The following is a 23,066-nucleotide window of genomic DNA, read 5'->3' on the forward strand; positions in this document are numbered from 1 at the left end:
CTCCTGCAACATGACAGGAAGCACCTCAAACTTATAAGACGCTTAATACCGAGCGGACAGAATCCGCAGACTTCGATAGCGCTGCTTTTTCTTCATCCGTCAAGTCGAGCTCTAACACTTGCTCAATTCCATGTTTACCAAGAATCGTCGGGACGCCAAGATACAAATCATGGAATCCGTACTCTCCCTCAAGGTATGCGATGGCCGGTAAGATTCGACGCTGATCTTTTACAATCGCCTCGACCATCTCCACGATGGCAGCGGCTGGCGCATAATACGCCGAGCCATCGCCCAGTAGTTGGACAATCTCGCCGCCACCTTTTCGTGTCCGTTCAACGATTTGCTCGATTCGCTCATGTGGGATGAGTTTTTCGAGCGGGATGCCTCCAGCGTAAGAATAGCGTACGAGAGGCACCATTTCGTCTCCATGACCTCCAAGAACGAATCCGGATACGTCTTTGACAGAAACATTCAGCTCTTGTGCCACAAACGTTCGGAAGCGAGCCGTATCCAATACACCGGATTGACCGATGACGCGTTCTTTCGGGAACCCTGATTCTTTGAACGCCGCGTACGTCATGGCGTCTACTGGGTTCGTCAATACGATCAGGATGGCGTCTGGAGAGTAACGGGCAATCTCTTTCACAACCGAGCGCATGACGTTTGCGTTCGTTGCGACGAGGTCGTCCCGGCTCATCCCCGGCTTGCGCGCGATTCCCGCGGTAATGACAACCACATCGGAATCGGCCGTGTCCGCGTAATCAGACGTACCTGTGACCCACGAATCAAACCCTTGAATCGGTGCCGTTTCTTGCATGTCGAGCGCTTTCCCTTTCGTCGGTCCTACTTTTTCTTCCATATCGAGCAGTACGACATCCCCTAGCTCACGTTGAGCCAAGTACAGTGCAGTCGTTGCACCGGTGAAGCCACTTCCAATAACAGAAATTTTGTTACGACGAATCATGAGCTCTCCTCCTCGGTCGTCTTACATGTTTTTAATCAATTCATCCGCGAACTCTGAACATTTCACTTCTGTCGCTCCGTCCATGAGACGTGCGAAGTCGTATGTGACAACTTTCGAAGCGATCGTTTTCTCCATTGAGTTGATGATGAGGTCAGCCGCTTCGTTCCAGTTCATGTGGCGGAGCATCATCTCACCTGAAAGGATGACTGAAGATGGGTTTACTTTATCAAGACCCGCGTATTTCGGAGCTGTACCATGTGTCGCTTCGAAAATCGCATGTCCTGTGATGTAGTTAATGTTCGCACCAGGTGCAATCCCGATTCCACCTACTTGAGCAGCAAGGGCATCTGAGATGTAGTCACCGTTCAAGTTCATCGTCGCAACAACGTCGAACTCACGTGGACGTGTCAAAATCTGCTGGAGGAAGATATCAGCGATTGAATCTTTGACGATAATTTTCCCTTCAGCTTCCGCTTTCGACTGAGCTTCGTTAGCAGCTGCTTCACCAGATTCTTCTTTGATACGGTCATACTGTGCCCATGTGAACACTTTGTCACCGTACTCCGCTTCAGCGAGTGCATAACCCCAGTTTTTGAAGGCACCTTCTGTGAACTTCATGATGTTCCCTTTGTGGACGAGCGTTAAAGATTTACGGTTGTTCGCAATCGCATATTCAATTGCTGCACGAACCAAACGTTCTGTTCCTTCAGAAGAAACTGGCTTGATTCCGATTCCTGATGTTTCTGGGAAACGGATCTTGTTGACATTCATCTCGTCTTGCAAGAATTTGATGAGTTTTTTCACTTCATCGCTTCCTGAAGCGTACTCGATTCCAGCATAGATATCTTCAGTATTTTCACGGAAGATGACCATGTCTGTATCTTCAGGACGTTTTACTGGTGATGGAACACCTGTGAAGTAACGAACTGGGCGAAGGCATGTATATAAATCGAGTTCTTGACGAAGTGCGACGTTCAATGAACGAATTCCTCCACCGACCGGAGTCGTAAGTGGTCCTTTGATGGCAATCAAGTACTCACGAATTTGATCAAGTGTCTCTGTTGGGAGCCATTCGCCTTTTTCGTTATATGCTTTTTCCCCAGCATATACTTCCATCCATTCGATTTTCTTGTCGCCGCCATATGCTTTTTCAACCGCAGCGTCAAATACGCGAACAGCCGCATTCCAAATGTCAGGACCTGTTCCGTCACCGATAATGAATGGTACGGTCGGTACATTTGGTACGTTCAATACACCGTTTTCAACTGTAATCTTTTGTCCTTGTGTCAACATAATGAATCCCCCTAAGTACATTACTGTAGGTCGACGCGTGCGCCGACCTACGTCACTTGTTAGTTTACCAAACTTTTGTCTAAAATGTGTCTCGAATTAACGTTCGTTTACCGGAACATACTTACGGCTCGTTTCACCGACATATTCCGCACGTGGACGAATCAAGCGATTATCCGCATATTGCTCGAGAATGTGCGCAATCCAGCCAGACATACGAGATACGGCGAAGATTGGTGTGAATAGATCTTCTTCGAGACCGAGCGCATAATAAGTTGAAGCTGAATAGAAATCGACATTTGGTTTCAAACCTTTTTCCGTTTCGACAAGATGGTCGATTTTCTCAGACATCTCATACCATTTCGGTTCGCCGATTTGAGCAGTCAACTGACGGCTCATTTCTTTCAAATGTTTCGCACGTGGGTCGCCATCCTTGTAAACGCGGTGACCGAAGCCCATAATCTTCTCTTTGCGCTCGAATTTGCCACGAACATATTCTTCAACACGGTCGACCGAGTCGATCTCGTGCAACATTTTCATTACCGCTTCGTTCGCACCACCGTGAAGTGGCCCTTTGAGTGCCCCCATGGCCGCCGTGACACCTGAGTACATATCCGAGAGCGTCGCTACACAAACGCGAGCAGTGAATGTCGAAGCATTCAACTCGTGGTCTGCGTGTAAGATGAGCGCTTTATCAATCGTCTTTTCTGCTACATCGCTCGGCTCTTCACCGTTTAGCATGTATAAGAAGTTCGCAGCGTAAGAAAGACCTGGTTTCGGTGCGACCGGCTGCTCCCCTTTACGAAGACGGGCGAATGCCGTCACGATTGTAGCGACTTGTGCTTGTAGACGAATCGCTTTACGCATGTTGGCCTCGTCACTCATGTCTTCAGATTCCTCATCATATAGAGCGAGTTGTGAAAGTGCCGTACGAATCGTCGCCATTGCATTGGCTGATTTCGGTGCACGTCTTAACGTATCAATCACCTCTTCAGGCAATGTCGCTTCTTTTACAAGCGCATCTGAGAGCGCTGTCAATTCCTCTGCATTTGGTAAGCGGTCGTTCCACAATAAGAACACTACTTCTTCGAATGTGGCGTTGTCCGCTAAATCATCAATAGTGTATCCTCCGTAAGTCAATTGTCCGTCAATAATTGAGCTGACTTTTGAGGCTGCTGCCACAATACCTTCTAACCCTTTTGTCGTTGACATTCATAACTCCCCCTCAGTCTTGTATAAAGTGGTCGACCGTAAAAACAGTCTGTTTATAGGGAATAAGGATACGGGACGGGTTGTTCCCCTGCATTCACCCAGTCTCCGTTTACCCTGTCCTTTATATAGTATAAACAATTTATTGCAAAAAAGAAATGTAAGCGGCTTCAGTTGTCAGAAAATATCAAAACCATTTTTCAATAACTTGATATCCACCTAAAATCAATGCCGCGATACCAGCTCCGACAAGCGGTCCAACGGGAATCCCTTTCATGAATCCAACCGCTAGAATCGTACCTGCAAGGAGTGCCGTGGTGACGACCGGGTCGACACGCATTAGTTGTACACCTTGCCCCGCAGCAATGGCAACGAATATCCCTGAGGCAAATGCGACAATCCCGACCGGCCCTTTAATACTATTCCACAATTCTTTAAACCCGATATCGCCGGTCGCGATTGGGACGAGAACTGCGATCGTAATGATTGTCACACCCCAGCTGATTCCTTTCGATGCAAGTGTCGGAAATAACTGGTCTCCGAATCCGATTGCTTTGATGATCAACAAGACGCTACTTGCGATAATGACAGATTGGTTATTTGAAATGACACCGATTAAGACAAGCATCAATAAAAATAGATATGCACTCATACGTATTCCTTTCTTCGAACGGAAAAAGAACCGACCTTTGTAGAAGGCCGGTTCGATTGTCGTTCAATTATGCGTTGTAGATTTTACCTGTGAGTGGGTCGATTGAAATCATCTGACCGTCACGAAGCGATGCTGTCGCTGCATCAACACCTACGATGACTGGCTTGCGAAGTGATGGTCCAACGATCCCAGCATGGCTCGTCAATCCGCCGTCTTCTGTGATGATTCCAGCCGCTTTTTCGATCGCAGGCATCATTTCTTTATCTGTGAATGGTGCGACAAGGATCATGCCGTCTTTCGCTTTTGCATTTGCTTCATCCGCATTTTTCGCGACAACGACTTCTCCAACAACACCGCGCTCACCGATTCCACGCCCGTCTGCGAGAGCGTGACCAACGATGTGGACTTTCATCATGTTTGTCGTACCAGCTGTCGCCGCAGGAATACCAGCTGAGATGACAACGAGGTCACCGTCAGTGACGAATCCAGCGTGACGTGCCGCTTCCGATGCTTGAACCAACATTTCATCCGTGTTGTTCGGCATTGTTTCAGCAACGATTGGATATACGCCCCATACGAGGTTCAATTGACGCGCAACGCGCTCCGATTCTGTCACCGCGATGATGTTCGCTTCAGGACGATACTTCGCTGTACGAGCAGCCGTATAACCTGATTGTGTCGGTGTCAAGATTGCTTTGGCGTTCAAGTTGATTGCCGTGTGCGCAACCGCTTGAGAGATCGCATCCGTCACTGTATGCTCACTGCGCTTCTGACGATCTTTCAACAAGTTTTTGTAGTCGAGCATGCGTTCTGTACGCTCTGCGATTGCAGCTTGCATTTGAACAGATTCGATTGGGTAATCCCCTGCAGCTGTTTCACCAGAAAGCATGACTGCGTCTGTTCCATCCAAGATTGCGTTTGCTACGTCTGATGCTTCCGCACGTGTCGGACGCGGGTTACGTTGCATTGAATCAAGCATTTGCGTTGCTGTGATGACCGGCTTCCCGAGATCGTTACACTTCTTGATGAGTTCTTTTTGAACTGGTGTCACTTCTTCTGTCGGGATTTCAATTCCGAGGTCCCCACGGGCTACCATCAAACCGTCAGAGATTGCCAAGATTTCTTCGATGTTATCGACACCTTCTTGGTTCTCGATTTTCGGGTAAATCTTGATGTGTGATGCGTTATGTTTCTCGAGAAGTTGGCGAATTTCAACTACGTCAGATGCACGACGTACGAATGATGCTGCAATCACGTCAATGTCTTGTGAGATCCCGAACTCGATGTCCGCGATGTCTTTGTCCGTGAGGGCAGGAAGGTTTACCTTGACGTTTGGCAAGTTAACACCTTTCTTCGTCTTGATGATTCCTTCGTTTTCAATGACGCAACGGAGATCACGGTTATCAAGCTTTTCAACGACACGGAGTCCGATGAGACCGTCGTCGAGCATGATGTGTGAACCGACTTCCACATCATCGTAGAGTCCTTCGTACGTCACAGAGAAACGATCTTTCGTTCCGACGATTTCTTCCGTTGAGACGATTGTGACTTCTTTTCCTTTTTCAAGAAGTGCCTTACCGTCTTCGAATGTATGCGTGCGGATCTCTGGACCTTTTGTGTCGAGAAGAACAGTGACAACTTTACCCGCTGCTTTCGCCGCTTCACGGATGTCACGGATACGAGCGCCGTGCTCTTCATAGTCACCGTGTGAGAAGTTGAGACGGGCAACGTTCATCCCAGCTTCGATCATCTCAGGAAGACGCTTCTCAGAAGCCGGTCCAATGGTACATACAATTTTCGTTCTACGCATAATATAAAAACCTCCTAGGGGATATAGTGCAACTTACAAACAGAAAACGGGGGGCCTTGGACCGTATCCCGTCTCTGCAACATACAAAATCGTTTAAATCGACAATTGGTTAACGAGGTCAATCAATTGCATATCAATCGTGTGCTTGTTATTGTCGAGCGCCTCATCGATATCAAGATCCATCATCTGGTTGTTACGGATTCCGACAACGCGGCCCGCTTTCCCTTCAAGCAAGATCTCCACAGCGTATGCACCCATACGACTTGCAAGGACACGGTCAGCGGCAGTTGGGGAACCACCACGTTGGATGTGACCGAGAATCGTGACGCGTGTTTCTGAGTTCGTCTTCTCAGCAATCAATTTGCCGATTTCTTCCGCACTTCCCGCACCTTCAGCAACAATGACGATCGAGTGCTTCTTACCGCGTGCAATCCCGTGATTGATTCGTTCCACGATTGCATTCAAATCCTCTGGACGTTCTGGGACGAGAATCGACTCAGCACCACCAGCGAGACCAGAATAAAGCGCGATATCACCAGCGTCGCGACCCATGACCTCGATGACATACGTACGTTCATGTGATGACGCCGTATCACGAATCTTATCGATCGCATCAAGCGCTGTATTGAGTGCTGTGTCGAAACCGATTGTCGCATCTGTTCCTGGGATATCGTTATCGATTGTACCCGGAAGGCCGATTGTTGGGAATCCGAGTTCAGTCAATTTTTGAGCTCCGCGATAAGAGCCGTCTCCACCGATGACCACGAGGGCATCGATATTGAATTTCTTCAACTGTTCTACTGCTTTTGCGCGACCTTCTTCTGTTCTGAATTCAGGACAGCGCGCAGAGCGAAGGAACGTACCTCCACGTTGAATGATGTCGCCGACTGATCCAAGATTTAATTCGACTAAATCACCTTCGATTAATCCTTGATAGCCGTTATACACGCCGTACACTTCAAGACCTTCAAAAATTGCTTTTCGGGTCACGGCACGGACAGCAGCGTTCATTCCAGGAGCGTCTCCTCCGCTTGTTAATACCGCAATACGTTTTAAATTCACGTCGCTCACCTCTTATGTGTTTTAACGAAATCTGAAAATAAAATACCACGTCTGACCTTTGTTTTACAACACAAGTATGTGAAAAAAATGCATAGGGTATCTCACAAAGCAGTCACTTGATGAATGAATAAAGCTTTATTCAAAGCCATTGTTACCGTTTTCACTCATTAATTGTGCCAATTTGATGATATTTGGTCGCACGTCCTTGAATCAGCTCAGAAGTCGATTGCGCAAGCAACTCGTTCATGTGCTGTAATAAGACAGGTTTCAAGAGTGACGACTGTAGTGACACATCAACGTGTGCCCCCCCGTACACTTCTCCTACCACTTCATCGACAATCCCTAGGTTGAATAAATCTTGTGCTGTAATCTTCATCGTCTCTGCCGCACGCTCTGCTTGTTTCGCGTCTTTCCACAATAGTGCCGCTGCACCTTCTGGCGAGATGACTGAGTACGTACTATTCTCAAGCATCAATAGACGGTCGCATACACCAATCCCAAGCGCACCACCTGAACCACCTTCTCCAATGACAACGGAGACGATCGGCACTTTCAGCGTCGCCATCTCAAACAAGTTACGGGCAATCGCTTCACTTTGACCTCTCTCTTCTGCGGCTTTCCCCGGATAAGCCCCTTTCGTGTCAATGAATGTCAAAATAGGACGGTTGAACTTCTCGGCTTGTTTCATGAAACGCAATGCTTTTCGATAGCCCTCCGGGTGCGGCATACCAAAGTTTCGTTTCATGTTCTCTTTCGTGTTTCGCCCACGCTGATGTCCGATAATCGTCACCGGCACTCCTTCAAACGTCGCAAGTCCAGATACGATTGCCGCATCGTCATACCCATGTCGGTCCCCATGGAGTTCCATGAAGTCAGGGAATAAATGCTGGATATAATCGAGCGTTGTCGGTCGCTTCGGGTTTCGCGCCAACTGGACGCGATCCCACGGTTTCATATTCCCATAAATATCTTTTTCTAATCGGTCGAGCTTTAACTCGAGATGACGAATCTCTCGGGATAAATCAATCCCTTTCGTCTCAGCGGTCTCCCGTAATTTATTCAGTTGTTCAGTGACTTCTTTGATTGGGTCAAACATGACGGACACCCCCATCGTGTAATTCAATCATCCTCTTCAAGAACGAACGCATCTGTTCACGATGAATGACCGCATCCAGCTGCCCTGACTCAAGTAAAAACTCAGCAGTTTGAAAGTTCTCTGGAAGTTTTTCCCGAATCGTCTGTTCGATGATTCGTCGTCCTGCAAACCCGATGAGCGCTCCCGGCTCTGCGACGTTCAAGTCGCCGAGCATCGCAAAACTCGCTGACACACCACCTGTCGTCGGATGAGTCAAATACGCGATGTACAGCAGTCCTGCTTCGTCATGTTCTTTTAGAGCGATGGACGTATTGGCCATCTGCATCAAACTGACCATTCCTTCTTGCATCCGAGCCCCACCTGATGCTGTGAACAAGACGACTGGAAGCCCGAGTGATGTGGCGTTTCGGACAGCCGAAGCAATCGCTTCTCCAACGTATGCACCCATCGACCCCATACGGAATCTCGCATCCATCACACAGACAACGAGTGGTAGTCCGTCGATTGTCGCCTTTCCACATACGACGGCCTCTTCAATCCCGGTCCGCTCACGATCTTTCGTCAACTTTTCCTCATAGTCAGGGAAGTCGAGTGGATTCGCCTTGACAGACGGTCCCACAAAGCGTTCGAAAGACCCTTCGTCGACAAGCATATCAATCCGTTCTTGCGCCTGAAGCGGAAAATGATAGCCGCAATCACATACTTTGTGGTTCTCATTCAACTGTTTTGTATAATGCATATATTTACAAGATGGACATTTCGTCATCAATCCCTGTGGTGCGTCAATCTTTGGTTCTCGTTGACGCAATGGCATATATCGTTTCGGTTTCTTGAAAAAAGCAGTCATCGCTTCCCCCTCGTTCATTCCGGCATCCCCATTCCACGCCACGTCTCGACAAATCGTTTCCGTTCCTCGAGCGTATATAAATCCCCAACGTCTAATCCGTCAAAAAAGCGATTGACCTCACTCCAAATTCGAATGAACAGTTCATTCTTCAACTGAAAGATGAGTTGCTGGCGAAACGTTCGATCATCTTCGATCACTGTTTCTAATAGAGCCAGTCGTTCCTTAGTCGGTTCAATTTCTGAAAACGCCATGCGCTCCAATAGTCGAAGCATCTCAATAATATCGGTCGCTTTCGTCTGTTTGGTCACAATGAACTCCGACAATATCTCAATGTACCGATGTCGGTCTTGCTCACACAAAAAGGTACCACCACCATGTCTCGTCTCCACGATGCCTAAAAAGCTCAACGCTCGTAACGCTTCGCGAACCGAAGCGCGGCTAATGGACAGCGTTTCGGCGAGCTCTCGTTCGGATGGAAGCCGATCACCTGGAACTAAAGACGATTGGACAATTAATTTTCTAATCTTTGAAATGTTTCCGTGAAATGAGGATGCGTGTTTTTCATGCATCTGACCGTTCAACTCCCTTTTTTGGATCACCTATCAAACTTAAGTGGTCAGACCAATTAGTGCGATTATATCACTTTTTAGGACTTGGTACTAGTTTCTGGACCAACCATTTTTGTATCGATTCGTTTCAGTACGACATTTTCTTCCCCGAACCGTCTTTTCGCTTCCGCCACATACTCTTCATTCGGATTGATTGAAAAAGCTGAAGCCAGTTGTTTCACTTCCTTCGAATCCGTGAATCGGCATACAACCGGGACATCCCCTTGTGCTCGTTGAATCCAATCTTCCAATTCAGGGAAGCGGTCGAGTGTGAGCCGGATGAATAAGGCTTGCCCGTGTAACGGTCGAACCCGTTCGACAATCAATTGCTTGCGACCATCCCGTTCATTCGAATGGACCTCGAGTAACAAGATGTTACCGGCATAGAGGGACCGTCCAAACTGCGCGAATGTTCGAGGAAACACGACGACCTCGTCTTGCGTCATGCCATCGTCCACCATGAGAACACCCATCCGTTCTTGTTTTTTTGTCATGAACGTACGTACGTCATCTACATATACGACGAGATAACCGTTTGTTCCATTCATGACTTCTTCAATTGTAGACGGTTCGATCCCGATATCCGGAAGTGCCGTCAATGGAGAGTGGACCACCCATGTCCCGAGCGCCTCCCTCTCTTCTTCAGACCAATTCGGTTCTTTCACTTTTTTCTGTTTTAGTCCGAGTGAAGACAGCTCATCCGGTAAAAAATGTGTTCCCGCTTCTTCTCGCAAACGTTCGACTGCTTCAAAGGCATGTGTCCGGTCACCGTGATACATCCGGTCGAGCGCGCCCGCACCAAGTAATCGACGTAATTTCAGTTGGTCTTTATTTTTCCACTCCATGGCTTCTTGAAGCGTTCTGACATCTTTCAACTGCCCGTTCAGTTCAATCAGTCGGTCCACATCCCGTTTGGTCAACCCCTGGACCGCCTTCAACCCGAGCCGGACGCCCGGTCCCTCAAGTGTCGCGTCAGCGTGACCATGTAAGACGTCCGGTGGGTACACCGGAATTTGATCTTTCCGTAACAGTCTGACAAGTTCCGTTGTTTTTTCTGATGTCACCACATGAAAGACACGAGGGAAATGTGCTTTGACGTAAGCCAATCGGTAACTGATCAAACTGTAGGCGACAGCGTGAGAGCGGTTAAATCCGTACCCGGCAAACTTTTCAATCCATGAAAAGATTTGCGCCAAGACGTCCTGGTCTCCCGCTTTTGCTTGTTGCAAAAATCGTTCTCGTTCCCGAGCAATCGTTCCGGTATCCTTTTTGGCAATAGCACGTCTGACCAAATCCGCTTCCGCATAGGAATAGCCTCCGAGTTTACGGAGAAGTTTCATCACCTGTTCTTGATAGACGAGTACACCGTATGTCGGTCTCATGACGTCTTCTACGTCTGGGTGGACTGGTTGGTAAGGCATACCGTGTTTTCGCTTCGCATACGTTTCGATGAATTGCATCGGTCCCGGGCGATAGAGTGACATCGTGACAACGATATCTTCAAACTCAGTCGGTTTCACTTGTCGAAGCGCTTGCTTCATCCCGGTCGATTCAAATTGGAAGATTCCGTCCGTCTCACCTCTCGCAAGCAATCGATACGTCCGAGCATCGTTTAACGGAATTGTTTTCAGAGAGAACAGCGCATCACTTTCTCGAATCAAATCCTCCATCTTTCGCAAGCGACTCAAGTTTCGTAATCCGAGCAAGTCAATTTTCAGAAGCCCGACCTCTTCCAAATCCTTCATATTATATTGGGTCACGTGTTCTTCAAGTTCGGGTTGGAGCGGAGTCACTTCTTCAATCGGTTGACGACTGAGCACCACTCCTGCCGCGTGAACGGAGGATTGACGCGGCAAACCTTCTAGCTGTTTGGCAATCCGTAATAACTGCTGACGCTTTTGGCTACCGGCAAACCACTTCATCTGCTTCTGGCTCGACATCAGTTCATCAAGTCCTCCGGCTTTCACTTGCTTGCTCGCAGCCTGCCCTTCCTCAAGGGTCATCCCGAGCGCTCTCGCAACGTCTCGAATTGCCGCTTTCGCACCGAACGTGGCAAGTGTCCCGATCTGTGCGGCATGCGTATGACCGTATCTTGATAGTACGTAAGAAACCACTTCCTCACGACGTTCATCTTCAAAATCGAGGTCTATGTCTGGCATCGACACACGCTCTGGATTTAAGAATCGTTCGAACAACAACCCGTAATGAACCGGATCGACTTCCGTGATATGGAGGGCAAAACTGACGAGTGAACCTGCTGCCGATCCACGCCCCGGACCTACTTCAATCCCAGATTCTCGAGCAAACCGAACGATGTCTTCCACGATCAAGAAATAGGAAGAAAATCCGGTATTGGCGATGACTTCAAGCTCAAACTTTGCCCGCTCGATGTAAGGTTCTTTCACGAGTTCCATCGCCTTCAACCGCTCACCGACAAGTCGTTTCAGCTTTTGATCGGCATCCGGAATTTCTGGAATCGCCCCTTCCGCACGTGGTAGATGATCTAGCCGAATCAATGCCTCGAATCGATCCAGTTCCGATAATTCTTCCGTTGTGAACCAGTCATTCATTTCACTCGGTAGTCGAACGTGCAATCCTTTTTGTCGCACGTCTTCATTCGACATCACGTCCCCTTCGCGAATGGCAGAAATGGCTCGGAATCCTTCCACATCTTCCGGTCTCATGTATCTCGTTTCAGGGGCCGGAATCAATTGGACAGCAAGCTCTTCGCGCATGAGACGAAGTTGTTTCAACACTTGTACCTGTTCCGTAGTCTGAGGTGCCGGTAGTCCGAGCCACAGCTTCTCTTCATCGACAAACGACAAGAGTTGATGATAAAGGCGACGCCGGTGAACCGGATCACTCGCTTTCCAATTTTCAGGTAATACGATCAGCGGCATCGTTGTCCGTCCTTCAATTCCTCCCGCCTGGATGATACGATATTGTTCCTTAAGCTCCGTTTCGTTAGATGAATACACAATCACGGATACGTCTAACCCATCCAATCGGAGGACCGTTCTCAGTCCGATTAGCGGTTTCACCTCATATCGTTGGCAATATGACAAAAATGTCGGAACCCCATAGAACGCATCGTCTGCGATCGCCACGGAACGACTTCCCCGTTCGGTCATCTGCAAGACATATTGTTCTAACCGGATTGTACTTTGTAGTAAACTATAAGCAGTTCTGACATTCAGATGAATCATCGTTGGCCTCCTTTCTATATTAATGGAATTGTCAAACTCAATTCATCACTTCTCTGATACAATAATTATAGACAAAACTCACGACAAAAGGGGGTAAAAGCGTATGATTATCAATCGGGGACAGATTGCACGCGATAAGTTAGAAAAATTACAGCATGGTCAAACAGTGTTTGCCGACAGCCCAGAAATCATCGACCGGCTCCGTAAGTACATTACTGAGTATCAGCTCGACGTCGTCGAGGACGTGACCGAACGAGGTACATGGTTCATCCCAAAGGAAAATGGAGACAAATGAAGAGAGCTGACCTCGGTCAGCTCTCTTCATTTTCTTCAAACGTGAATTCCCCAGCCACTTCATTCAAAGCCGCAATCACGTCATCCATCTCATCCCATGTGTCAATCGTGGCACCAGCCGCCATCGGATGACCTCCCCCACGGTATCGCTTGGCCACTTCATTGATGACAGGACCTTTCGACCGGATGCGCACACGAATCTCTTCTTTGTTTTCCACGAACATGACCCAACATTTCAATCCTTCGAGGCCAGAGAAGCTATTGACGAGTTGCGATGCCGCTTCCGGGGACGCATGGAACGTCCGGAGCACGTCCTTGTCAATCTTCACATAGCCGACGCCTTCTTCTGTGACATTGACGTGCTGTAACACGTACCCTTGTAACTGAAGAGTCGCTAAGTTGGTCTTATACATGTGTCGGTACAATTTATTCGTATCGATGTCTTTCGCGATCAGCGCCGAAGCAATCTCAAACGTTCGGGCCGTAGCATTTCGAAACTGGAATCGTCCTGTGTCGCCTACGATGCCGGCATAGAGTAAAAATGCCGCCTCTTGGTCGATTGGATATCTCCAAATGTCCGCGAGTTCCACAATCATCTCAGACGTCGAACTGACCGAGGTATCGACAATCTGTGTCATCGCATATGGATCTTCATCGGGATGATGATCGATTTTAATGATTGTCTTCCCTTTTAGCGCAAATGGTCCATCGATTCGCTCTTGATTCGCCGTATCTAATATAAGGACGAGCGCGTCTTGATACATTTCTTCTTCGACATGTTCCATCTTTCCTAAAAACTCGAGGTCTGGAACCATGCCACCGACCACATAGATTTGCTTCTCCGGATGAACCGATTTTAGAATGCGCTGTAAACCAAGCTGGCTCCCCAACGCATCAGGGTCTGGTCGTACGTGGCGGTGAATGAAAATGGTGTCAGCCGCCTCAATTTCTGATTTGATTGTATCCGCTTCCTGCCATTGCGTCATGATGATTCCTCACTTTCCTACACACTATTATGGTATGATGATAACAGATTACGAGATAGAAAGGGGTTCCTTCACTTGCAACTTGTCATGATTGGACTCATTTTGTTCGCGCTCGGTGCGTACCTTGTCTTCAAGCGCCGTGCTTTTTTGACAAAGACGCCAAACCGAAAAGCGTTGTTCAACACGCAAGCGTTGATCTGGTTAAGTTTATTCCTCGCATTGTTCGCTGCGAACCAAATGGTCGGGGGATTCGGTCTGAATTCATCTGTCGGTTGGATTGTCAGCATCGTCATGTTAGTCGTCGGTTTAGGGAATGCTGTTGTCGGATTTATCCGTTACCGCAAAATTTACCCTCTCGCCGCAGAAGAACCGACGAATACGCCATCATGAAAAAGAGCACCCGCTACGCGCTGTAGCAGGTGCTCTTTTTATTACCGATCGATGAGTTGTGCCGTGACGAGCGCTTTGGCGACAAGTTGTGTCCCTTGCGTCATCTCCACATCCACTTTCCCGAACTTCCGACCGAGGTCGAAGACATGGGCCGACACTCGAATCTGACTTTCAATTTGAATCGGCTTCATGAAATAGACGGTGATATTCTCAACCACGAGATCGCCTTTCTTCATATGACGTAGACTTCGCGTCGCCCCTTCGACCAACAAGGTCGTCAACACGCCAGATGAGGCGGTCCCCATATGACTCGTCATCTGTGGGGCCACTTCAACCGTGAAGGCCGTCCCGTTCGATGCAGGATCTTCTTTCAGCTGGTTCGTGATCATGTTATCGAACGTCTCACCGACTTGCGGTTGTCGATTCGCCAGTTGCAACGCCTTCAGCACATCTTGGCGGCTAATAATCCCAAGCAGACGTCCGTAGTTATCAACGACAGGTAACATCTCGATCCCTTCCCACACCATCTGGTGCGCGGCATTGGTGACACTCGTTTGTACGCCTACTGTAATCGGACTTTTCGTCATGACCTTCTCAATATCATAGTCGTGTGATTTATCAATGACATCCTTTGCCGTGATCACGCCGACCACTTTCATCTGTTCATCGATGACGGGATACCGATTATGTTTCGTCCGTTCATTCAGCTCGTGCCAACGTTTCACTGTGTCATCTGACTTCAGATAGAACGTATCGTGGAGCGGGATGACGATATCTGAGACGAGTAAAATCTCTTTTTTGATTAGACGGTCATAGATGGCTCGGTTGATCATCGTCGCGACGGTAAAACTGTCATAGGATGTAGAAATGACAGGCATATCATACTTATCTGCCATTCGTTTCACTTCATCCGTTGTGTCGAATCCCCCTGTGATCAACACAGCCCCACCTGATTGTAAGACGAGTTCATGCGCTTTCTCGCGGTTCCCGATGATGACGAGTGAGTCGACATCGATATATCGCATCATCGCCTCGAGCTTCATGGCACCGATTACAAATTTCGATAGCGTCTTGTGGAGACCGTTACGTCCGCCCAACACCTGACCATCGACGATATTGACGACTTCGGCGAATGTCAGCTTTTCAATATTTTCTTTATGTTTTCGCTTGATCCGAATCGTCCCCACCCGTTCAATGGTTGATACGAAACCTAGGTTCTCAGCTTCTTTGATGGCCCGATAAGCCGTACCTTCTGATACAGCCAACTCTTTGGCGATTTGGCGGACCGAAATTTTTGACCCTACATCGAGTGACTCGATATGTGCTATGATCTGTTCATGTTTTGTGGTCATACGCGGAGTCCCTTCTCTCAATACATTTTCTACTCTATTCAGTATACTGTATCAGTCGAACTAGTTCAAACTGTACCAATCAAATTGCAACATTTCCTTTCTGTTTTCGAAACAGCTATAATAGACAAGTAGTCAACGTAAGAGGTAGAAGGGAAGGGATTCAACTTGAATCAACGCACCAATCAAATTGCACAATCTCTAGCGACAAAAGGGTTAGATGCAGCATTCATCACGTCGAAAGCATCCGTGTTCTATTTCTCGGGAGTATACGCGGAAGCGCACGAGCGATTGATCGCCATTTTAGTTTTGAAGAACGGCACAACTGCCATCATCTGCCCAGCACTTGAAAAAGGGATTGTCGAAGCGAGTGACTGGTCAGGTGAAATCGTGACGTATATGGACCATGAAAACCCATGGGACAAAATCGTCAAGTTATTCCTCGATAACCAAATCGTTCCTGAACGAATCGGAATCGAAGGGGAGCATTTGACATTCAACCGAGTCGAGCAGCTTCGCGCCGGTTTTGCCGGTCTGTCAATTATCGATTTGACAGACGAGCTCCAAACGTTACGTATGATCAAATCACCGGATGAAGTCCGGATCATGAAGCGGGCCGCCGAGTTGGCAGATATGGCCATCGAAGCCGGGATCCGCTCCCTCCGTGAAGGCGTGACAGAACTCGAGGTCATCGCGGATATTGAATACGCCATGAAACAGCAAGGCGTCCGTGAAATGTCGTTCGACACGCTCGTCTTGTTCGGTGAGAATAGTGCCGACCCTCACGGTGTCCCAGGCAACAACCGCTTGAAAAAAGGAGATTTTGCCTTGTTCGACCTCGGTGTCGTCTGGCAGGGATACTGTTCAGACATCACACGGACGGTTGTCTTCGGTGAGGCGAGTCGCAAACAACGTGAGATTTACGAAACGGTTCTTCAGGCTGAGGAAGCCGCAATCGAGATGGCGAACGTCGGTACGACACTCGGCGCAATCGATATCGCGGCACGACAAGTCATCACGTCTGCAGGATATGGTGAATACTTCACTCATCGAATCGGTCACGGAATTGGAATCGAAGTACACGAACACCCCTCGATGGCAGCGAACAATGACATGACCGCCCAAGTCGGGATGACGTTCACAGTCGAACCGGGTATCTATCTACCGGGAGTCGGCGGAGTCCGTATTGAAGACGATCTCGTCATGACAGAAAGTGGTCCCATCACATTGACGAGTTATCCGAAAACTCTTCAAGAGATTGAATGACAAAAAGTGCGATCCATTCTCAAGGATCGCACTTTTTACATATCTTAATAAAACAAGCGCAGCATGACATCCCGTTGCGGTACGTCATAACGTTCCATCTTCTCTAAAAAGGCACATTTGTCATATGGGACCGCCTTCAGTTCAAGAGCAATCCCGGTTTCTCTTTCAGATAATATGGCAAAGCGAGCCAGGTCATCTTTCGCCACTCCGAGCGCACCAGGATTGACGTAGCGCTTGGTGTCATCTTCAAACAGATGGACAGGATGGTGATGTCCGAATAACACGATTTCTCCTGTATATGCTCCATACAGTCGCTGCATATTTTCCAGTGTCGGTTCGAGAATCTCGTGAAACGGTTCTTCGACAATCGTGGCGTGGCGTCGTTCGGTCGGGATATGATAATGAATGCCGAACACCGTTTCGCCAACCATTTTGACGGACATTGTTCGTGGAAGGGATTCGATGACATCTGCATATCGAGTCTCTAGATGACGTGCAACCCACTCATGGTGTGGGCGCGTATGAGCATAACTTTCTGGATGACCGTGTCCAGCCAAAAGGGAAAGAACCGCTTCATCATGATTCCCAGAAATCATATGCGTTCCCCGGTCTAACAAACGCTCCATGACCGCATTAGAGTCCGGTCCCATTGCAATCATGTCACCGAGCGACCAGATGACGTCGACCCGCTCCGCATCCATGACTTGAAGTGCAGCCTCCAACGCCTCGAGATTTCCATGAACGTCCGTGACCACTCCAATCTTCATCGCGTTCCCCTCACTTTCGGTATTGATGGACGACGTTGACGCCGCCTGTCACATCGATGATGGCACCTGTGATCATGTCCGAGTCTTCTTGTAATAAGAACGAAATCAAACGCGCGATATCTTCTCCTGTCCCGTGTCGACCGACCGGAGTTCCTTCATCCACTTCCGCTTCATCAATGCGCATCTCCTTTTGAGAGCCGACGATATTGCCCGGATTGACCATGTTCGCCGTAATCCCGAACGGGGCCTCTTCTAGCGCGACCGATTTTGTCAAACTGACGAGTCCCGTCTTTGCAGCGGCAAACGCAGAACGATGGATCCAGCCAGGGGCCGTCCCACTTTCCGGAAACCCATACGAGATGATGCGTCCAAATCGATTTGAGCGCATGGAAGGAATCGCACGACGCATCAACCAAAATGAGGCGGACAGGTTGCCCGTGAGTACTTCGTCCCACTCTTCGTCTGTCAATTCGACGAGCGGTTTCCGCTCAAAGATATATGGACCTGCATTTAAAATCAAGGCGTTCGGTTCACCAAAACGTTCGACCGCTTTCTCATAGGCTGAGAGCAGTTGTTCGCGGTCCGTCAATCCGGCCTCGATCATATGTATCCGTTCATGTTCCCAGTCAATCGGATTCCGTTGCAAAATGCTGACGTGCCACCCATCTTGTAACAGACGCTCCGTCACTACGCGTCCGATCCCTTTGGCACCAGATGTAATCATTACATGTTTCATCGCCCTACCTCCTCCGCCTTATTTTACCCGTTCTTTCACACGAATTCCAAACTTGGACATGTCGTGAACATCGTCATGAAAAAATTCACGCATTTTCATGGCGAAAAAGCGTGAAAACTGAAAGAAGTGGTATACTATATATGTAAGCCGAACGTATATTTCGAGCGAAAGGTTGGGATTTACATGGCAATTGTATACAAACACATTTTATCTGCCGTTGACGGCTCTAAAGAGGCAGAACGTGCATTTGAAACAGCAATCGATGTCGCGATTCGTAACGAAGGAAAACTGTACGTTGGTCATGTGATTGATACGCGTACGTTTGCGACTGTAGAAGCTTACGACCGCACAATCACAGAGCGTGCCGAGACATATGCGAAAGAGTTACTTGAAGACTATGTCAATCGCGCGAAAGAGCGTGGCGTAAAAGAAGTCGAAACGGTGATTGAATACGGTTCCCCGAAAGTGACGATTGCGAAAAAGATTGCACCTAACCATGATATTGATCTTATTATTTGTGGTGCGACAGGTTTAAACGCCGTTGAACGGTTCTTTATCGGAAGCGTTTCTGAAAGCATCGTCCGTTATGCGAAATGTGACGTCCTTATCGTTCGTCAATAATCACCCATCCATCAAAAAGGGTCTTGCGCAATCGCAAGACCCTTTTCCTATGCATTATAACACCTTGACTGTAACCGTTTTACGACCAAATTGAATCGCTGCATTTTGCGAATACATTAAGATGTCAATTTTATTTCCTTTGATGGCGCCACCAGTGTCAGCTGCCGTGTAGGTACCCATCGACTTGCCCCCTACGAATACTTGCACTTTCGTTCCGAGTGGAATGACGCGCGGGTCTACCGCGACTACATTTCGCTTTTGGGTACGAACGTTCCATCCAAGTGCTGTCTTACCTGAACATCCCTTGCAGTACGGTGTATATGCGGACGCTTTCATCGTATACGTCTTCACGCTTGCTGGTTTGAGCGGTTTAGGAGCACTTACAGTACGTAAGTTCTTTGTAGGAACCCATCCGGCCTTCCCTTTATAGTTCACGCGAATCCAAGCACCTCGAGAACCTGTACGTTGAAGACGATCACTCGCCGTCATCTTCCCAATCACTCGTGCATTTGATTTCCCATCTGCATAGACCATCTTCGAACCTGACTTTGTTGCAACATATACTTTTTTCGTAGCTGCTTCTACTGGTGAAGTGGGTAGAGCAAATGCAAATACGGCGATGGCGAGAAGTAAGAGCGTCATGATTTTTTTCAACATACGTTTATTCGTCCTCTCTTCGTCAATTTGGTTTCATTTCATATCATCATCTATCGAACGAGTGACTTGTCACTCCAATTGAATATTTCGTCCAGATAACTATATGACGAAACATCAGTCAGTGCCGTTACACTTCCTGTTCATTTGAGTGACACGAACATTACAAATCGATGTCAAAATTAAAGGTTTATCGTGTTAGATTGACATTTAAATCGAATACGAGATATTTTTATAAATTAAAATCCAATATATGGTTTATTCATGACATAAACATTGCAAAACGATGTAAATGAAGCGCCTAATGTTACAAAGGAGAAAACATTTGTCCTACTTACGATTCTTGATATTAGTAAAAAAGACTCATGAAAAAACCCACGTTACACGAAGTAACGTGGGTTCGTTTCGTATTATGCGTGTGCTTCGAGAAGGTTTGCAATGCGTACCGTGTCGCGCGCGATGACCAATTCTTCGTTCGTCGGGATGATGATGACTTTAACTGGTGAGTGCGGATAGTTGATGAACAACTCTTTTCCGCGAGCACCGTTGTTAAGTGAAGGATCCCAGTAGACACCCATGAATTCAAGACCGCGAAGGATGCGTTCACGGATGACGTCCGAGTTCTCACCGACGCCCGCTGTGAAGATGATGGCGTCGACACCATTCATTTCAGCCGCATATTGACCGATGTAACCGTGAATACGGTTCGAGAAGATTTTCAATGAAACTTCTGCACGATGGTTGCCTTCTGCAGCCGCTTGCTCGATGTCACGCAAGTCACTTGAGATACCAGAAAGACCGTACACGCCAGACTCTTTGTTCATGACGTTCAATACATCTTCAGCAGACTTCCCTGTTTTTTGCATCAAGAACGGGATGAGGGCCGGGTCCAAAGAACCTGAGCGCGTTCCCATCGTGATTCCTTCGAGTGGTGTGAAGCCCATCGTTGTATCGATTGAGCGACCACCTGCTACTGCAGCGATCGATGCACCGCTACCGAGGTGACATGAAATCAAACGCAAGTCTTCTAGCGGACGACCGAGAAGTTCTGCCGCACGCTGTGTGACATACTTGTGGCTCGTTCCGTGGAAGCCGTATTTACGTACACCATGTTCTGTATAGTATTCATAAGGAAGACTGTACAAGAAATTCTCTTCAGGCATTGACTGGTGGAACGCTGTATCGAATACCGCTACTTGTGGGACATTCGGCAAAATTGCCTGGAATGCACGAATACCTGTCAAGTTTGGTGGGATGTGAAGTGGTCCGAGCTCTGTGAACGATTCGATGTTCTTCATGACTTCATCGTCAATGACGACCGAATCCGCATACAACTCTTTTCCGTGTAACACACGGTGACCTACACCAGAAATCTCATCGAATGATTGGATGATATCCAATTCGATCAACTTCTCCAACGTCAATTCAACCGCTTCTTTGTGCGTGTGAAGTGGTGTGACCACGTTGAACTTCTGTCCTTCACCGTACTTGATTGTAAAAATCGCATCTTCTTTCCCTACACGCTCTACAAGTCCGACTGCGAGCAACTCTTCCGTTGGCATCTCGAGTAACTGGAACTTGAGCGATGAACTACCCGCATTGACTGCCATAATTTTCGTCATGTCATACACCTCTTACCTTTCGTTTTAAACGCATATCTTTATCTGTTCAATTTAAAACTGATAACTGTATCATAATGAAGATACTTGATTTTGCATACCTTTTTCAAGTATTTTGTCCATTATTTTTGAGTTGTTTTGAACCAATCATCAATCTGTTTCACAACATTGGCTACCGCTCTGACATCAGTGAATGACGGAAGTTCCACAAATAGCGCTTGTTTTGGCCGTGTGACGCCTTCTCCTACTTTTTGAAGGAGCAATAAGCTTTTCGCGTAACGTTCGTCTTTAAACATCGTCGTCGGAAGTTGAATGACCCCTTTCACAACAGCCTCACGGTCCATCCATTGTTTTAATTTCCCTTCGTCATCCTGTTCAAACAAATTGTTCGGGATGACAAATAATCCATGCCCACCTGGTTTCGTATGGCGAATCGCCTGTTCCATCAAGAGGAAATGCGAATAGGCATGTCCTTGTTCTCGTTTCATGTCGTATCCGGCTGCCACTTCATCATTTGGATAATATCCGATTGGCAAGTCAGCAACGGAAAGGTCGCTCGGTTCAACAAACAGAGGAGCAAGGGCGTCTTGATGGAAGTAGGATACTGGTTCTCCTAACAAGTTACTAATGGAATAGGAAAGACGAAGCAACAGTTCATCCACTTCGACCGCTTGCGCTGTCGCATCTTTTAACTGAGAGAGAACGGCGTGCGTCAACGTACCTGTCCCACTACCTAAATCTAGAATCGTCGCGTTTTCCTTAAGTAGCTTCGAAGCTAGATAACCCATAAATAGGCTGACCGCATCCGGTGTCGGTTGATTGTTCGGGGGGAGTTGTGTCGTTTCTTCCAAGACGAGTAAACTCACTGCTTTACGGACATCGTCCATCTTCTCTTTTTCAATGTCAACATGGTCAAATACTTGGACGAGTGCCTCGATCGGTAATACATCCAGGTCGTTGACCAGTTTCTTCGCTTCCTTCTTCCAATCACGATAGAGTTGTTCAAAACGTTCCATTTTCGTTCATCCTTTCCATACAAAACCGGCCCCCATGAGAGGACCGGTCGGTTCACGTACTAGTGTAAGCTATTTTAATCAATTTCGCCAAACGAATCAATTCGCTTGTTCGAACGCCTCAAGTGCCGCCGCGAAATCAACTTCATCTGTCATTTCATCCATATATTGTACATATTGGACAACGCCATTCGAATCGACGACGAATACAGAACGCGCAAGGAGACGCATTTCTTCAATTAAAACACCATATGCTTTTGCGAACGAAAGATCGCGGTGGTCCGAGAGGGTGACTACGTTATCTAAACCAGATGCAGAACACCAACGGCGCTGTGCGAACGGCAAATCGTTCGATACAGTCAAGACTGTACCACCGAGTGATGAGGCCTTTTCGTTGAACTCACGCGTTTGTGCATCACATACGCCTGTATCGATTGAAGGAATGACACTGATTAGTTTTTTCCCCGGATAGGTTGCTAACGTCACTTCTTCTAAAGCAGTCGTCAAGACGCGGAAATCAGGAGCTTGATCTCCTACCTTCACTGGATTTCCTTGTAATGTTACGTTGTTCCCTTTAAATGTTGGCATGTACTCATCCCCTTTGTTGTAGTTACTCGTTCATCATAT

The 23,066-nt window shown here is 47.7% G+C and carries 22 protein-coding genes; 4 read left to right on the top strand and 18 right to left on the bottom strand.

Annotated elements, in window-relative coordinates; all coding sequences use genetic code 11:
- Positions 1-31 precede the first annotated feature (31 nt).
- From mdh to dnaE, 10 genes are all read right to left on the bottom strand, one after another.
- Positions 32-964 carry a malate dehydrogenase gene (gene mdh / locus Q9R25_RS05945; RefSeq protein ID WP_214687018.1) on the bottom strand — a complete coding sequence of 311 codons (933 nt, stop codon included), beginning with the start codon at positions 962-964 and terminating at the stop codon, positions 32-34.
- A gap of 21 nt (positions 965-985) precedes the next feature.
- Complete coding sequence (gene icd, locus Q9R25_RS05950) at positions 986-2,254, bottom strand: NADP-dependent isocitrate dehydrogenase (protein ID WP_031423152.1); 1,269 nt, start codon at positions 2,252-2,254, stop codon at positions 986-988.
- A gap of 99 nt (positions 2,255-2,353) precedes the next feature.
- Positions 2,354-3,466 carry a citrate synthase gene (gene citZ, locus Q9R25_RS05955; RefSeq protein ID WP_159562532.1) on the bottom strand — a complete coding sequence of 371 codons (1,113 nt, stop codon included), beginning with the start codon at positions 3,464-3,466 and terminating at the stop codon, positions 2,354-2,356.
- Positions 3,467-3,650: 184 nt separating this feature from the next.
- Positions 3,651-4,115 carry a DUF441 domain-containing protein gene (locus tag Q9R25_RS05960; RefSeq protein WP_396136429.1) on the bottom strand — a complete coding sequence of 155 codons (465 nt, stop codon included), beginning with the start codon at positions 4,113-4,115 and terminating at the stop codon, positions 3,651-3,653.
- A 67-nt stretch (positions 4,116-4,182) separates the two neighbouring features.
- Complete coding sequence (gene pyk, locus Q9R25_RS05965) at positions 4,183-5,925, bottom strand: pyruvate kinase (protein ID WP_074036515.1); 1,743 nt, start codon at positions 5,923-5,925, stop codon at positions 4,183-4,185.
- A gap of 93 nt (positions 5,926-6,018) precedes the next feature.
- Positions 6,019-6,987: a 6-phosphofructokinase gene (pfkA, locus tag Q9R25_RS05970; RefSeq protein ID WP_012726720.1), complete on the bottom strand. Its 969-nt coding sequence runs from the start codon at positions 6,985-6,987 to the stop codon at positions 6,019-6,021.
- A gap of 160 nt (positions 6,988-7,147) precedes the next feature.
- Complete coding sequence (locus tag Q9R25_RS05975; RefSeq protein ID WP_074036513.1) at positions 7,148-8,083, bottom strand: acetyl-CoA carboxylase carboxyltransferase subunit alpha; 936 nt, start codon at positions 8,081-8,083, stop codon at positions 7,148-7,150.
- Positions 8,076-8,930, bottom strand: a complete 855-nt coding sequence (gene accD / locus Q9R25_RS05980; RefSeq protein WP_196431849.1) for an acetyl-CoA carboxylase, carboxyltransferase subunit beta — start codon at positions 8,928-8,930, stop codon at positions 8,076-8,078. Before accD ends, Q9R25_RS05975 begins: the two co-directional genes overlap by 8 nt.
- Before the next feature lie 14 nt (positions 8,931-8,944).
- On the bottom strand, positions 8,945-9,499 hold the full coding sequence (locus tag Q9R25_RS05985; RefSeq protein ID WP_196430904.1) for a FadR/GntR family transcriptional regulator: 555 nt from the start codon (positions 9,497-9,499) through the stop codon (positions 8,945-8,947).
- 77 nt (positions 9,500-9,576) lie between these two features.
- Positions 9,577-12,744 carry a DNA polymerase III subunit alpha gene (gene dnaE / locus Q9R25_RS05990; RefSeq protein WP_196430905.1) on the bottom strand — a complete coding sequence of 1,056 codons (3,168 nt, stop codon included), beginning with the start codon at positions 12,742-12,744 and terminating at the stop codon, positions 9,577-9,579.
- Between the two features lie 103 nt (positions 12,745-12,847).
- Here dnaE and Q9R25_RS05995 point away from each other — a divergent pair, with 103 nt between their 5' ends.
- Positions 12,848-13,039: a YtzJ family protein gene (locus Q9R25_RS05995; protein WP_074036509.1), complete on the top strand. Its 192-nt coding sequence runs from the start codon at positions 12,848-12,850 to the stop codon at positions 13,037-13,039.
- 16 nt (positions 13,040-13,055) lie between these two features.
- On the opposite strand, the gene Q9R25_RS06000 is transcribed toward Q9R25_RS05995, so the two are convergent.
- Positions 13,056-14,024 (bottom strand): DHH family phosphoesterase, encoded by a 969-nt coding sequence (locus Q9R25_RS06000; protein WP_074036506.1) that lies wholly within the window; start codon positions 14,022-14,024, stop codon positions 13,056-13,058.
- A 75-nt stretch (positions 14,025-14,099) separates the two neighbouring features.
- Between Q9R25_RS06000 and Q9R25_RS06005 the strand changes: the two genes are divergently transcribed.
- The gene (locus Q9R25_RS06005) at positions 14,100-14,414 is read left to right on the top strand and encodes a YtpI family protein (protein WP_074033432.1); all 315 of its coding nucleotides are present in this window, start codon (positions 14,100-14,102) and stop codon (positions 14,412-14,414) included.
- Positions 14,415-14,455: 41 nt separating this feature from the next.
- Here the strand turns inward: Q9R25_RS06005 and Q9R25_RS06010 are convergent, their stop codons facing one another.
- The gene (locus Q9R25_RS06010) at positions 14,456-15,766 is read right to left on the bottom strand and encodes a DRTGG domain-containing protein (RefSeq protein WP_074036504.1); all 1,311 of its coding nucleotides are present in this window, start codon (positions 15,764-15,766) and stop codon (positions 14,456-14,458) included.
- Between the two features lie 165 nt (positions 15,767-15,931).
- Here Q9R25_RS06010 and Q9R25_RS06015 point away from each other — a divergent pair, with 165 nt between their 5' ends.
- Entirely contained in the window at positions 15,932-17,029 is a 1,098-nt protein-coding gene (locus tag Q9R25_RS06015) for a M24 family metallopeptidase (protein ID WP_196430906.1), read from the top strand.
- A 44-nt stretch (positions 17,030-17,073) separates the two neighbouring features.
- Here Q9R25_RS06015 and Q9R25_RS06020 read toward each other — a convergent pair whose 3' ends face one another.
- Positions 17,074-17,796 carry a metallophosphoesterase family protein gene (locus Q9R25_RS06020; protein WP_311282905.1) on the bottom strand — a complete coding sequence of 241 codons (723 nt, stop codon included), beginning with the start codon at positions 17,794-17,796 and terminating at the stop codon, positions 17,074-17,076.
- A gap of 10 nt (positions 17,797-17,806) precedes the next feature.
- Positions 17,807-18,532, bottom strand: a complete 726-nt coding sequence (locus Q9R25_RS06025; RefSeq protein WP_074036502.1) for an SDR family oxidoreductase — start codon at positions 18,530-18,532, stop codon at positions 17,807-17,809.
- Positions 18,533-18,715: 183 nt separating this feature from the next.
- On the opposite strand from Q9R25_RS06025, the gene Q9R25_RS06030 reads away from it, so the two are divergent.
- Entirely contained in the window at positions 18,716-19,153 is a 438-nt protein-coding gene (locus Q9R25_RS06030; protein ID WP_012726732.1) for a universal stress protein, read from the top strand.
- Positions 19,154-19,207: 54 nt separating this feature from the next.
- Here the strand turns inward: Q9R25_RS06030 and Q9R25_RS06035 are convergent, their stop codons facing one another.
- The 4 genes from Q9R25_RS06035 to tpx all read right to left on the bottom strand — a co-directional run bounded on the left by Q9R25_RS06035 (position 19,208) and on the right by tpx (position 23,027).
- Positions 19,208-19,810, bottom strand: coding sequence for a 3D domain-containing protein (locus Q9R25_RS06035; protein ID WP_214690724.1), 603 nt, complete (start codon positions 19,808-19,810; stop codon positions 19,208-19,210).
- 407 nt (positions 19,811-20,217) lie between these two features.
- Entirely contained in the window at positions 20,218-21,429 is a 1,212-nt protein-coding gene (locus Q9R25_RS06040) for an acetate kinase (protein ID WP_311282906.1), read from the bottom strand.
- A gap of 119 nt (positions 21,430-21,548) precedes the next feature.
- Complete coding sequence (locus Q9R25_RS06045) at positions 21,549-22,442, bottom strand: class I SAM-dependent methyltransferase (protein ID WP_074036496.1); 894 nt, start codon at positions 22,440-22,442, stop codon at positions 21,549-21,551.
- Between the two features lie 96 nt (positions 22,443-22,538).
- Positions 22,539-23,027, bottom strand: coding sequence for a thiol peroxidase (tpx, locus tag Q9R25_RS06050; RefSeq protein WP_074036494.1), 489 nt, complete (start codon positions 23,025-23,027; stop codon positions 22,539-22,541).
- Positions 23,028-23,066 lie beyond the last annotated feature (39 nt).

It is taken from the genome of Exiguobacterium sp. BG5(2022) (assembly GCF_031844365.1).
Classification (GTDB): Bacteria; Bacillota; Bacilli; order Exiguobacteriales; family Exiguobacteriaceae; genus Exiguobacterium; species Exiguobacterium profundum.